At 65.0% G+C, this 12,698-nt stretch carries 12 protein-coding genes and 1 pseudogene; 10 read left to right on the plus strand and 3 right to left on the minus strand.

Translation table 11 applies throughout. The features are described from left to right. On the minus strand, positions 1–852 hold the full coding sequence (locus tag F784_RS0117855; protein ID WP_157465346.1) for a hypothetical protein: 852 nt from the start codon (positions 850–852) through the stop codon (positions 1–3). 174 nt (positions 853–1,026) lie between these two features. On the opposite strand from F784_RS0117855, the gene F784_RS0117860 reads away from it, so the two are divergent. The 7 genes from F784_RS0117860 to F784_RS24830 all read left to right on the plus strand — a co-directional run bounded on the left by F784_RS0117860 (position 1,027) and on the right by F784_RS24830 (position 8,381). Further along, positions 1,027–1,215 carry an excisionase family DNA-binding protein gene (locus tag F784_RS0117860; RefSeq protein WP_019588099.1) on the plus strand — a complete coding sequence of 63 codons (189 nt, stop codon included), beginning with the start codon at positions 1,027–1,029 and terminating at the stop codon, positions 1,213–1,215. A 2,033-nt stretch (positions 1,216–3,248) separates the two neighbouring features. Continuing rightward, positions 3,249–3,527, plus strand: a complete 279-nt coding sequence (locus F784_RS0117865; RefSeq protein ID WP_157465347.1) for a hypothetical protein — start codon at positions 3,249–3,251, stop codon at positions 3,525–3,527. A 237-nt stretch (positions 3,528–3,764) separates the two neighbouring features. After that, on the plus strand, positions 3,765–4,256 hold the full coding sequence (locus F784_RS25545; protein WP_019588101.1) for a phage tail protein: 492 nt from the start codon (positions 3,765–3,767) through the stop codon (positions 4,254–4,256). 201 nt (positions 4,257–4,457) lie between these two features. After that, the gene (locus F784_RS0117875; protein WP_019588102.1) at positions 4,458–6,629 is read left to right on the plus strand and encodes a hypothetical protein; all 2,172 of its coding nucleotides are present in this window, start codon (positions 4,458–4,460) and stop codon (positions 6,627–6,629) included. A gap of 132 nt (positions 6,630–6,761) precedes the next feature. Continuing rightward, complete coding sequence (locus F784_RS0117880; protein ID WP_019588103.1) at positions 6,762–7,274, plus strand: hypothetical protein; 513 nt, start codon at positions 6,762–6,764, stop codon at positions 7,272–7,274. Positions 7,275–7,359: 85 nt separating this feature from the next. Then, positions 7,360–7,821 carry a protease inhibitor I42 family protein gene (locus tag F784_RS24825; RefSeq protein WP_019588104.1) on the plus strand — a complete coding sequence of 154 codons (462 nt, stop codon included), beginning with the start codon at positions 7,360–7,362 and terminating at the stop codon, positions 7,819–7,821. Between the two features lie 113 nt (positions 7,822–7,934). After that, complete coding sequence (locus F784_RS24830) at positions 7,935–8,381, plus strand: CHRD domain-containing protein (protein ID WP_157465349.1); 447 nt, start codon at positions 7,935–7,937, stop codon at positions 8,379–8,381. A gap of 237 nt (positions 8,382–8,618) precedes the next feature. Here F784_RS24830 and F784_RS0117895 read toward each other — a convergent pair whose 3' ends face one another. Beyond that, on the minus strand, positions 8,619–9,815 hold the full coding sequence (locus F784_RS0117895; protein WP_019588106.1) for an MFS transporter: 1,197 nt from the start codon (positions 9,813–9,815) through the stop codon (positions 8,619–8,621). Positions 9,816–9,844: 29 nt separating this feature from the next. On the opposite strand from F784_RS0117895, the gene F784_RS24835 reads away from it, so the two are divergent. Beyond that, positions 9,845–10,522, plus strand: coding sequence for a winged helix-turn-helix domain-containing protein (locus tag F784_RS24835; protein ID WP_169405706.1), 678 nt, complete (start codon positions 9,845–9,847; stop codon positions 10,520–10,522). Between the two features lie 210 nt (positions 10,523–10,732). Further along, positions 10,733–11,398: pseudogene (locus F784_RS25550) on the plus strand (IS6 family transposase). A gap of 246 nt (positions 11,399–11,644) precedes the next feature. Here the strand turns inward: F784_RS25550 and F784_RS0117910 are convergent. Continuing rightward, the gene (locus tag F784_RS0117910; RefSeq protein ID WP_019588109.1) at positions 11,645–12,196 is read right to left on the minus strand and encodes a hypothetical protein; all 552 of its coding nucleotides are present in this window, start codon (positions 12,194–12,196) and stop codon (positions 11,645–11,647) included. 274 nt (positions 12,197–12,470) lie between these two features. On the opposite strand from F784_RS0117910, the gene F784_RS27645 reads away from it, so the two are divergent. Continuing rightward, positions 12,471–12,698, plus strand: a 228-nt coding sequence (locus F784_RS27645; RefSeq protein WP_019588110.1) for a transposase, incomplete at its 3' end; no start/stop codon positions are given.

Genomic DNA, 12,698 nt, shown 5'->3' on the forward strand with positions numbered 1-12,698 from the left:
TTACGCCGTGTTCCTTCTGCGTTTACTCGCTGCGGCTGCAGCCTGCTGTTTGGCCTTCTCGGCGTGACGTTGCACGCCCGCCGCGTTCCGGCATCGATCCGAACAGTACCGCTGCTTCGGTGACATGTAGGCCACGACCTGGCACGTGGGGCGCGCACACTCGCGAATCAGCAGGCTGCGCCCCAACCGCTGATCCTGTAAGGCCATGACTAAGAGCGCTTGCATTCCCGTCGGCACATTGATCTGCAGCGTGGTCATCTCCTCGTCCAGGCGCAGATGCGGCAAGCCCAGCCTGACGGGGACTCCCGGAAGCTCTACAGGCGGGAACCACAGGTGGTCTATCAAGCCACTCAGGTACTCCTCTCCCTGGTGACGCGGTGATATTCCGGGGGAGGCCTTGTAAGCCTCACTGAACTGGCGCTGCTGCTCCGCTGTGAGCGAGTCCCACTCGCCGGGGTACATCGCTTCCCCTGCTTGTAACGCCCGACGTTTCCGCGCCGTCTTCGACCCATCTCGCGACAGTTGCGGGAGGCGTTCGAGCATACGGCCCATCTCCTGAACGGACTGCGCCGCCTTCCACCAGGCTTCGACCGATTCCTCCAGGAAGACGGCCTCCGCTGCCCGGTGCCCTGGGAGCAGCGAGAACAGGGGACCCAGGTCCTGAGCCACGCTCCGCAACACCGCTTGGAACGACTCCGATGCCCATTCGTACCGTCTATACGTGGCCAATCGGAGGAGCAGGTTGACCGGTTGAGGTGCCGCTTTCCCGGTCAGCGACTGGCGGAACCAATGGGTGAACCATTCCCGGCGCAGCACCGCCCCACGCCCCCGTTTTGGAAAGAAGCGCAACAAGCCCCCATCCTGTCCGGGGAGAGGGGGGACAAGTTCCACTGAGAACTCCGCACTCCAGTGGCAGAAAAGCTGCACGGGAACGTTCATTTCGCGCACCATACCAGCTAATGGGCAACCTAAGAATGTTTTTTTAGCCGTGGAGGTGGGACGCTGTGGGCCACAAGGAGCGCTGCCATGATTGAACCCACCCAGGAGAAGCTCGTCTACAACCCCAAAGAACTGGAACCCCTGCTGCAGCTGTCCAAGAACACCATCAACGCCCTCCTGCGTTCCGGACGGCTGCGCAGCGTCCGGGTGGGTCGGCGTTACCTCATTCCGAGGGACGCCGTTCAGCAGTTCCTGGCTGGCACCGCTCAGTCCTGACCTGAGTCCACCTGACCCATAAAGACCGACGTACTCGTCGGTCTTTGCTTTAACGCACCCTCCACACGCTTCCACCCGCTGTTCAGCGGGTGGTTGGAGTCGTGTTGCCGTTCGGAGATTCCCGTGATTCTGCTGGCCGAGCACGCCATCCACCCCCGCACCTACGGGTTTCAAACCGCGCAGCCCCTGCGCCGGGTGCATGGTTGGGTGCCGGATGCAGTCACGGACACCACCGCCAAACGTACCCGGAAAGCGGCAGCCCTGCTCGGGGAAGGGGCAGGGGTACTCCCTCGGCTGTGGACGCTGCCCGGCCATGACCTGTTCCACGTGGTGCTGACGTTACCCAGCCCCATGGACTTCTACACCCAGGCGCCAGCAGCGGGCCGGGCCGAGATGGATCGCCTGTTTCCCCAGGCGCCGACGCTGGCCCAGGTGGCGTATGGGCGCAGCGGACACATCCATATTCACGCAGCGGTAGCCCTGCCTGAGGGAACAAGACCACCCGCAGCAGGAACGTTCGGTCGCCTCCATGCTGTGCCGGTCACCACCGCATCCCAGCTGACGCGCCTGGCCTGCTACTTTTCTCGACCGGCAGACGAACGGGCCGCACGGCCTAATCGCCAGGCCACCTTGCTCTACACCAAGCGGGAACTGCAAAGGCAGCGTCTAGACGCAGCGGAGATGTACCTGGAGACCCGCTCACGTGTTAGCCGCCTGCCTCGCACCCGGTGGCGGAGGAACATCCCTCGCGACTTGTGGGAAACCGCCCCGCAGCCCGTGCGAGCGCCGCGACAGCCGAAGCCCTGGACACCGCGCGTGCCGCACGTAATCCTGCTGCCTCATCGACCAACATCACAGAAACGGGGACCGTTGCCGTGTCCCACGTTGGGCGTGACCTTGCCTCAGACCAAGCACCTTCCGGTCCTGCCGCAGGCGCGGAGCCCACCGGGCATAGGCGGGGAGAGGGGTCTGACCATTCCCCTGCCCCGCTATGAAACCCGTCTGCCCAATGGTCCACCGCCGCCCACCAGACACCTCGGCCATGATGGGGCCACCCTTGGAGCCCACCTGCTCAATACCCTCCGTGCGTTCATCCTCACTCGCTATGACCCTCTCCCACCAGGTCCGTTGTCCGGTGGGAGAGGTGTTCGCACGCCGCACTGGCCTGGGCCCCAGCGTGACTGGCCATGAGCCGTGCTCATCTGCTCCCTCCTCTTCCTTCCAAAAGTGATCCATACGGTTGGGCCTGGCCACCGGGCCGTCGCGACCGGCGAGACACCAACGTGCGTATCTGACCTCTTCCTGGAGGGAAACCTATAGTCATCCCCATGGGGATGAGGGATGACGTCTGACCTCATCCCCGCAAGCTCGCAGAACCCCCTCCCCCCTGACCATTGGAACCGTTTAGACGGTGGTCCCGGCGACCTGGCAGATCGGGAATCTGCGACCACGGGGATGGTGGACGGTCCGTTTTAGAAGCTAACCCCATGGACCATCCCCAGCAGGTGTTAATTCGACCATCCCCTTGGTCCCTAGAGCCGCTGGCCTCACCCTTTATGGAAACGGGACAGACGTCGACTCTCCTGGTGCCCTGGCGAGAGCGTCCAGCGTTCGCATCTGCGCCACTGCCTCCTCTGCCAGATACGAAGGGGCGCGCCGTTCAGCACCGCGTCCAGCAGGGCATCACTTGTGATCGCTCTAAATCTAAGTTCACCCGCGCCCCTAGGCCGAGCCACCCCTCATGAGCAAAGCGTAAGCTGCAGATGGAGGTCGTTCATGGACCGAGGTCCCTGAGATCCGATTGGTAGTGGCCGCAGAGGGTTCAGCCTCACCCGCCTACAATTCATGACCCGCAGTCTGGAGGTATTCCGTGAGCCGCGAGCGTCGACCTGGCTTGAGCCCTCCCACTCCTGCCACTCCTGTGCCCGTTGCGGGTGCTGAGGTGAGGCCGCACCTCACAGCCCACCCGCGCACCGTTGCGGAGCAGTTCCTGAACTCCGCGCTGGTGTGGCTCGCCCTGATGGCCCTGTGGGTTGCTCAAGCCCGCTACCCAGGCCGAGCGAATGGCGGGGGAGCAGATGAACGGCGAGCCCGGCTTTATCCGGTACGGTGAGGGCGTCCTTCAGCTCGGACCCTTCTGCGGGCACAACGGAATCATCTTCGGGTTCAGCAGCGAGGCTTTTTACCTGCCCGTCCGAGACGCCGTCATCGTCATGAACGTCAACCGGCTCGACCTTGACGACCAGAGCCAGTCCACCGAACTGTTCCTCCAGCTGACCAAGCTGCTCTTTCCACAGGAGGTGCCCTGGTGAGGGTTCGTGACGAGAGGAAGCTGCCCCCACAAACGGGAGGATGGACACGCTTCGCCGGGTCAGCCCTGCTGCTCACCCTGCTGCTGGCGGCCTGTGCCGAAGGCCCGCCCTCTGGGGTCGGAGGGACGCCTCCCGCGCGCTGGGACACGCAGGACGCCCAGTGGGACGCTCCCGCCGCGAGGTGGGGCCCTTGACGAGGAGCGCTGCTCCACCCCGAACGTCCTGCAGGAGGACGTCATGAACGGACGGTATCTGAGAAACATCATCCTCGGTCTGGTGCTGGGCGGCGCGGGGCTGGCCGCGACGTCCGTGCCGAACATCTTCCAGGCGGGCAGCGTGATCAGTTCGGGTCAGGTCAACCAGAACTTCGCGGCCCTGGCGAGCGCCGTGGACGGGGTGCAGGCGAACGTGGACCGGGTGGCGGGCCGGTTCGGGGGCGGCGCTTCAGGGTTAGGGCCGAGCGGCTGCCTGTCGTCCGGGTACGTCGGCCAGGTGTTCATGTTTGCCGGTGAGTACGGGCCTGAGGGGGCCATGGTGGCGGACGGGCGGCTCCTCCCGATCGCACAAAACGTCGCGCTGTTCTCGATTCTCGGCACCCGGTATGGGGGGGATGGAAAGACGACCTTCGCCCTCCCGGACCTGAGGGATGTCGTGCCCAGATCGGCGAACGGCGTGCCCGTGAACTACTTTATCTGCGACGTGGGCATTTATCCGTCCAGGAAGGATTGATTACAGGGCATCCGCGCCCGGTTACCTCATCTGACAGGACGCTTGGGCGGTGGGTGAACGGTGTAGGCCGCGAGTCGGGGATGCCCACCCCAGTCGGGGTCACCCTGGAGGGAGGCGAGGCCCAGTTCCACGGGGGCGGCCTGATCCCGCCACCACTGCAACCCGGAGACCCTTGGGCATCGAGCGCAGGAGGAAAAACAGATGCGGCAGGTTATGCCCCTCAGGAAGTCCCAGCGAGGCCTCACGGCCGGGGTCGCGGCAGTTGTCACCGGTTTCATGCTGGCCGGATGTGGTCAGCAACCCACCGAATCCCCTCCACCCGGCAACGCTCCCCACGCCCTCGTGCTGGGGCAGGTGAGCAGTTACGTTTACGACGAGCTCAAGAAGAGCGTGCGCATGACGTCCTACAGCGGGAGCGAGAGGGCGTCCGACCATGATCTGGTCATCCTCGATGGGGACACCACCACACCTGAGGCCGTGCAAACGCACCCACTCGTCCGGGAAGCGCTCCAGGCGGGAAAGGCCGTCCTGCTCCTGGACGCGTCCGAGTCCCATAAGCGGGAAGGCCTGGGCCGGTACCTGGGGTTTGCGAGCAAGAACCGCAGCCCGGGCTACCTCGCCCGCCTCACCCAGGACCGGAACGGCCGGGCCGAGGTCCGGGTGGTGGAGTTTCCCCACGCGGATACCCTCAAATTCTCGGGGGGCCTGTCGATGGGTGCCCTGACCCTCGGGGCCGTCCAGGCCTTTGCAGCCCAAGTGCTCGCCAGTATGAATGTTCCTCGGACCGGGCTGCAGGACGGCTACAGTCCCTACCCCTGCGGCGGCAACCCGAATACTGCGGCCCTCCATACACCAGATTTGCGGGCGCAGGACGGCACAGGGGAAACGATTCCCGCCGGGGCGATCTACAAGCATGTCTATTACTGCGTGCCCGTGCAGTGGCAGGCTGGAAACACCTTGCTCGTCAAGGGCACCCAGAACGTCTATTTCAATACCAACTACACCTTCACTATCATCCTGGACAACGGGAACGAACCCCAGGGGAATTTCCAGTGGGTGGCCGCCCAGATGGACGTGACAGCGGTGCCCTCCGGGACCCCCACCAGCGGGGTGCAGCCGATCCTCAGCGATTCTGAAAAGGAGAAGGGTTGGTTCCAGGATCGGATCAGGGTAGGTGTTCAGCCGGTCAGCGCGACGTCATTCAGTTCCCAGTCGGACTCCCCGGCGAATGCCAACAATGTCACGCAGGTCACGACCTCCACCAGTTTCAACGTCGCGTTTACCACTCCCAACTCGGCCAACGTTACGGGCGGGTACAGCAACAGCCAGACAGTCAACATTCCGGACTGGCAGGTGACCAACAACAGTGTCGGGGTTAACAAGGCCTGGGACTTTAAGACCCTGAACCCAATTGACGCCGACAACCTCAATGGGGGGTTTGCCTGGACCGACATGCCCAAGACGCCCAACGGCCTTTCCATGACCCAGCTTCAGTTTTCCGCGCAGGCCTCCTGGAGGACCGGGGGCGTCCAAACTGGGTGGACTGACTTCAACGCCTACACCGAGCAGGACGTAGCCGACCTCGCCTGCTCGCTGTGGACCCAGTATGGCTGCCAGCCGCAGACCCAGACCGGAGGCGTCCGGCAGTCGCCTGACCTCAGCCTCTACCTGGGAGCAGTCGTACCGGTGCCCATTCAGGCGATCACCTTCAGTCAGAATCCTGCGCCGGTCATCACCTCGGGAACGGTGACGGGAACCATCGTCCTCAGCGCACCTGCCCCGGAAGACATCACCATCCCGCTGAGCTCCAACGACCCTACACATGCCGTGGTGCCGCCCACGGTCACCGTTCAACAGGGCGAAACGAGCGCCAGCTTTCCGGTGGCCATCATTTCGAACGGGGGCGCGGTGGGAACGACCTTCGGCGTGGTGATCTCCGCTTTCTACGCTCAGAACTACCTGGGGACGCTCAACATCAAGAACGTCTCCATCTTGCCACCCACGACCGCCCCCAGCTATGACCCGCTCGACTGGTACGACAACGCCCCCCAGGGATCGCGCTGGGTGGTGGGGTACCAGGTCCGGTACGCGGTCACGTTCGTGGATGCAGCGGGTAACGAGACCGACCGGGGTCCCTGGACCAACTGGTTTAGCGGAAACTACGTGGACAACAACGGAACGCCGCAGGCTTACGTGGAGCCGAAGCTGATCAACATCGCCACCGACCCCACCGGAAAGGCCGTGGCCCGGAACGTGTACCGGCAGTTCCTAGTGGACTACAGCAGTACCAATCCCTCTGCTGGAGTGACGAAGGTGCTGACCCTCAACGACAACACGACGACCAGCGCCGCTGACACCAACATTCCCCAGTAGGTTCGCTGACGTGTGTTGCGGGCAGAATTCAGAGGCTCCGCGGCTCGAAGCTGTCCGCATGGTGCAAATGAAGACAAGGAGCATGAGGGAATGGCACGAAGAGCAGCTCGGCACGTCCTTCGCCTGGTTCTGTTGACCCTCGGCGTGAACTCCTCGCCCGCCCTGGCTCAGGGGGTGGCAGGGGCAACTCAGGCGACCGGCCTCCACATCTACACGCCCTTCCAGCCGGGCGGAGGCCTGGTGATCGGCGTCGCCGTGACGGGCCGCACCCGCGGCTCGTGCTTCGCCACCTCCGCCGCCGCCCCCAATCGCCCCGACGCCTACCGCTGCACCGCCAGCAACGCCATCCTCGATCCCTGCTTCGCCCCGCTGAACGACCAGACCTCGCTCGCCTGCTCGCGCGACCCCTGGAGCGCCAATGCCATCCTGCTGACCCGAAGTGGGCCGCTCCCTTTCAACGCCCGGCTCAGCGCGGCCGATCCCGATTACGCCCAGGCCATGCCGTGGGCGCTGGAACTGGCGAACGGGCAGCGCTGCACCCGGATGACGGGGGCGACTGCCCCTGTCGCGGGCCTCAGGATCAACTACGGCTGCCCAGGGGGCGGCGTGGTGGCAGGCGGAATCGACCGGACCCTGCCGCTGTGACGGGTGTTCTATCAGTCGGAGAACCGCAGCCTCTCACTCTCCCAGGTGGGCGTGAATGTCGCCTGGTACTGAAAGGAGGAAACCCTTGCTCCGGTTTCTCGTGTTAACAGGGCTGGGAACGGCACTGCTGCTCAGCGCTTGCACCCCAGCGGTGATGTCGGGCCGGGCAGTCTCCTCGGCCAACGTCCAGCCCACCCCCGTCCCCGTGCCTCTTCGGCCTGTGCCCAAGACCATCCGACTGGGGCAGGAAGCCAATGGCAGCATTGTGGACCTGAGGGTGGGGGATACCCTGGAACTCAGCCTTCCCGGCAACCCCAGCACCGGTTACGGCTGGTCGCTGAACACCCCGCTGGGCCTGGTGCTGGAACAGCTGGGGGATGCGGGGTTCAGGCCGTCCTCGACGGGGCTGGGCGCCGGTGGCGAGGTCATCCTGCGTTACCGCGCCGTCTCGGCGGGCCAGTTCCTGCTCTCCCTCACCTATGGCCGCCCGTTCGAGGCCCTGCCTCCCAACCCGGAGACCTTCGATCTGTTCGTGTTCGTGCGGTAGGTGGTGTGAAGAACCCCGTGGCAGCACCACCCCCCTGCCCTGGGAGGAGAAACCATGAAAGAGCGCCCTTGTTTCCCACGCTCCTGTCCTTCTCGATTCCCCGGGAGAAGACCATGAACAAGCTCACCCTCGGTGCCCTGGCCAGCCTCGCACTCACCGTCACGTCCTGCAACCATCTGGAGGTGCCGACCGCCTACTCGGCGAATCTCTCCGGGGCGAACCAGCGGCCCCCCGTTACCACCTCCGCGACCGGCCTGGTCGGCCTGACCCTCAAGGGCCGCACCCTGACCGTCCTGGGGACCTTTCAGAACCTGTCCTCAGAGGCAATCGGGGCTCACATCCACGGACCGGCCGACGAGAACACGAACGCCTCGGTGCTGTTTCCCCTGACCATCGATCAGGTGACCAACGGGGCGAGAAGCGGCCGGGTCACGGGGACCTTCACGCTCACCGATCAGCAGATGGAGTGGCTGAATAACCGCATGCTGTACGTGAATGTTCATTCGCAAGCTCATCCGGACGGTGAGATTCGCGGGCAGGTCGAGCGGCTGCTGAAGTGACCGGGGGCGGGTGCGGGAGGGGCAGGCCGGACCGTGCCTCTCCCGTACTTCCGGTGAGCGCCGCGCGCTGCCGCTTTCCGTGCCTGGAGGTCACGATGAGAACAAGCCTTGCTCTGATGCTTGACGGCCTGAACTTCAGGCCGTCTGCATTCCTCCCACTTTTATGCTTCCTTGAAGCCAACAACTTGCCACAACCCCCGCGAGTGCAGTTCCCACACGAGCTCGTCGAACACCTCTTCACTCCCGCAGGCTGGATCGCACGGCCAACGGCCAGACGAACCCCAGCAGCAGCAGCGTGACCGCGAGGCCGGGCATCAGCCAGGTGCTGGGCACGTTCAGTCCGGCCAGGGCCGCGCCCAAGCTCAACCCGGCGGCATTACTGGTCAGGAGCGCGCCCAGCGCCCGGCCACGGACCTCCTCCGGGATGGTGCGTTGCAGCCGGGTCATGCCCGCCACCTCCAGCAGCCCCAGGCTCAGGCCGAGGACAGCGCCCCCCACCCACCAGCCCTGGAGGTGCGCAGCCGCGAGTAGGGTCAGGCCGGGCACGACGAGCAGCCGCCCCAGATTGATGAGGGCATCGGTTCCCAGCCGACGTGACAGCGGGGTCACCATCGCGATCCCCGCCAGGGCACCCAAGGCAACCAGCATCTCGAACACGGCGTAGTCGGGCGCGCCCCGCCCCAGCGCCGTCATTGCCAGGGGCGCGCGGACGTTGACGACGTTGAGGGCGAGGTTCATCAGTCCACTGAGGAGCATGACCGCCCGCAGGACCGGGTGACTCAGGCACAGTCGCAGGCCGGTGAGAATGTCCTGCAAGGCCCCCTGCCGTCTTCCCGGCTGCCCTGGGTGGTTGCGCCGGAGAGGCAGCAGGGGAGTGGCGGCGGCCAGTGCGAGGATGAATGGTACGGCGAGCAGCAGTGTACCCCCACTCCCCAGCAGCTTGACGAGCCCGCCGCCCACCCCATACCCGATCAGCGGGGCTCCCATTAGCGCCGCGCTGAGCAGGCTGTTCGCCCGAGGCAGGTCGTGTTCGGGCACCAGCTGGGGCAGCAGGGCCGCCCCGGTCGTGAAGGTCAGGGTGGCCAGGGCTCCGTTGAGAAAGGCGAGCAGGCACAGGGCGAACAGTGGGACATGGAGGTGGAAGGCGAGCAGGCCCACGAGGGTGATGCCCAGGCCCCGAACAACCGAGCACAGCGTCAGCAGCAGACGCGGGGAGTGGCGGTCGGCCAGCAGGCCGTACAGCGGGCCGAGGAAGCGGGGTAGGCTGCCAGCCAGCACCACGGCCCCTACACTCGCGGCGCCACCCCCAACAGCGAGGGCCAGGAACGGAACAGCCACCGAAACGGCAGCGTCCCCCAGAGCGCCAGCGCTCAGCGCACTCCAGTAGGCGAGGAAGGAGCGGCTGAGGGGCCGGGAAGTCCATGCGGCGGTCATCCCTTAGGGTGTGCGGTACGCTCCTGAAAATGCGACAGACTATTTTGGGTTCGGTGCTGGGGGAACCGTGGACCGTGGAGGACCCCGAGCAGGCGAGACTCTTGGTGGATCCCGTGGCTCTGCGGCTGTTCAGTCCCTTTCTGGCACGCGAGGCCAGCGCCTCCCAGGCAGCACGGGAGGCCGGGGTGAGCGTGGAGCGCATGCTGTACCGGGTGGGACAGTTCCTGAGGCATGGCCTGCTGAAGGTGGTGCGCGAAGAGCCCCGCGCGGGACGGCCCGTCCGGATCTACCGCTCGGTGGCCGACGCCTACCAAGTGCCGTTCCACCTCACGCCCTTTGCCGACCTGGAGGCACTGATTCACGAGCAGGCAGATCCTGCCGACCGCAGGCGAAATCGCGCGATGGCTCGCCTGCTGAACCGTCAAGGCCTGACCAGACGGCTGGTCTACCGTGATGCCCGCAGCGGTGATGTCCACACGGTGACGGACCTGCCTCAGCAGTCCGGGTGGGACGGACTGATCGGGTGCTGGCCCGCAGGCGACTTCACCGGTATTTTTTGGCTGGAAGAGGAGACCGCCCGGGAGATCTCCAACCGCTTCCGTGACCTGCTGGGGTTGCTGCGTCAGGCCACCCTCCCCGAGGGGAGAGGTCGCCCCTTCCAACTGCAGGTGGCCCTGACGCCCCTGGAACCTGAAGACCTCTCCTGATCCGGCCCTCCGGTCATGGGGCCTGCTGCCCGAGTGGAGCCGATCATTCGCCGTGCCCTGCGGGAACCCGAAGGCTTTGCCCAGCGCTTCGCCTCCTGCGGGGTGGCTCGGGTCGTCGTGGACCACCTGCACCCGCGGGCCGGTGACCCCAACCAGTCGGGTAGCACCTGGGACGGTTGTGGCCAGTTGTTGGAGTAGGGTGACGCGGTGCTGAGCAGTCAAAAGCTCCCCGGCTACCGATTCCCCCTCGCGGTCATCGGCTACGCCGTCTGGCTCTACCACCGGTTCACCCTGAGCTACCGCGATGTCGAAGAACTCCTGCTGTAACGGGGTATCTGCGTGACCCGCGAGTCCATTCGGACTTGGTGTATCAAGTTTAGCGATCTCTTCGCCCAGGGCCTCCGTCACCGGGAACCCCGTCGGGGTTCCCGATGGCATCTCGGCGAAATGTGCGTGGACGTGGGCGGCATCAAACACTGGTTGTAGCGGGCAGTCGACGAACACAGCTCCATGCTGGACGTTTTCCTTCAGCAAGACCGCGATACCAAGGCGGCTAAATCGTTCTTTGGTCGGTTGCTGGGGCAATACGATGTGCTGGAGGTCATTCATACCGACAAGCTCTGGAGCTATGGTGCGGCCCTGCGTGAGCTTCCCGTGCTTCACTCCGCGGAGTACGTCCAGGTGGTCTCCACAGCCCGCTGCAACAACCTCGTCGAGCAGTCCCATCGCAGGGCACGGTGGCAGGAACGGCAACAGCACGGATTTCGCTCACGAAAACGGGCGCAAGGCTTTCTCAACCTGCACGCCCGCATCAGCCACCTCCATCACACGGCTCGCTCCACCGTTTCCGCTCCCCACCGTCGACATCATCAATAAGCTGCTTTCAAGACATGGCAAGAAACCGTGAGGCAGGCGGCCTGACCTTCAGGCCGCCTGCCTTCCTGAGGCCCCGCTGCTTCCTTGATGCCAACAACTTGCCACAACCCTCTACCCCAACCCAGCCTCTTTTCACGGACCATCTTAGGGTCCTGCGGGACGCTTAGAGAGCAGGCCGACCTCTGGCTGGAGGTGTAGAAGCAGTGAGGGAGGCCTCCTCTGTGCAGGACGGCCTCCTGCCGGAGCCTAGTCCCAATCGGCGATGTACTGCCGCCGGGGGTCGGCCCCAGGTGTCAGGGTCGAGCGTCCTCCCGTGTGCACCAGATGGTCCATGTACCGCTGCGAGAGCCCCTGGACGAGCATCTCGGCCACGTGCCCGACGTCGGTCCCCAGGGGATGAACAAAGACCTCGGGGACAGTGAACTCGTTGATCTGGGCGCCCTGCACCCGCAGCTCTCCCCCGTAGGTGACGGCGAGCGGGAGCTGCACCCGGAAGACCGGGCTCTTGAGCCCGTCCAGCGGCAGCCGCATCAGAACGAGCCACGTGACGCCTCCCGCCTCGTCTGGCGTAGTGGGGGGACCGTCGAGCGGCCGGACGCGGATGTCTTCGTATCCCCGCTGTTCCAGGGCGGCCTGGATCTGGGTTTGCAACTCGGCCAGGTAGGTTTGAGCCCGGCGCTCCACCTCCTGGCGAGCGTGGAGGAGCTGGGCGAAATCCAGGGCGCAGGGCGTGGGGGTGTTCAGGGGTGGTGTGGAGGACTGGTCTCCGCGTCCGCCGGGGGTAGGTGAGGTCGTCATGGTTGCCCCAGCATGACGGGATCGGGGAGGCAGGCGCTCCTGACGGGTTGAAGGCGGATTGACGGGGGTTGCGGCGTGTTCCCGAATTACCTGAACGCAACTTCATAAAAGCGGGGAGGGAGGTGGATGCCGGGACCAGGAGACTGCTTCTCAGCTCATGGGAAAGGGCCGAGGAGGTGAGGGGTGAACCGCTTAATTGAGCGAGGCTGGCCGAGCGTGCGCAGAAGTTTGTGGGTTGGGCTGGCAGAAAGCATCCTGAAGAAAGGAGCTCTGTATGCCCAAACCGAAGGACAAGCCCCTCTTCGACCCCGCGCTGCTCGACGCTGCCCTCGAAGGCCGTCGTACCGCTATGGACGTCGGCGACCTCATCCAGCAGTTCACCAAGGCGATCCTGGAACGCGCTCTGGATGCCGAGTTGACGCACCATCTCGGTCATGAAACCCGGCAGGCCGTGGGCAATCCGAGCGGCAACATCCGCAATGGAAAAAGCAAAAAGACCCTG

The sequence above is a fragment of the Deinococcus apachensis DSM 19763 genome, from assembly GCF_000381345.1.
Taxonomy (GTDB): domain Bacteria; phylum Deinococcota; class Deinococci; order Deinococcales; family Deinococcaceae; genus Deinococcus; species Deinococcus apachensis.

Coding starts and splice junctions, on each gene's coding strand:
- F784_RS0117860 (WP_019588099.1), top strand. CDS start 1,027: ATGATTGAACCCACCCAGGAGAAGCTCGTCTACAACCCCAAAGAACTG.
- F784_RS25545 (WP_019588101.1), top strand. CDS start 3,765: ATGAACGGACGGTATCTGAGAAACATCATCCTCGGTCTGGTGCTGGGC.
- F784_RS0117875 (WP_019588102.1), top strand. CDS start 4,458: ATGCGGCAGGTTATGCCCCTCAGGAAGTCCCAGCGAGGCCTCACGGCC.
- F784_RS24830 (WP_157465349.1), top strand. CDS start 7,935: ATGAACAAGCTCACCCTCGGTGCCCTGGCCAGCCTCGCACTCACCGTC.
- F784_RS0117895 (WP_019588106.1), bottom strand. CDS start 9,815: ATGACCGCCGCATGGACTTCCCGGCCCCTCAGCCGCTCCTTCCTCGCC.
- F784_RS24835 (WP_169405706.1), top strand. CDS start 9,845: ATGCGACAGACTATTTTGGGTTCGGTGCTGGGGGAACCGTGGACCGTG.
- F784_RS0117910 (WP_019588109.1), bottom strand. CDS start 12,196: ATGACGACCTCACCTACCCCCGGCGGACGCGGAGACCAGTCCTCCACA.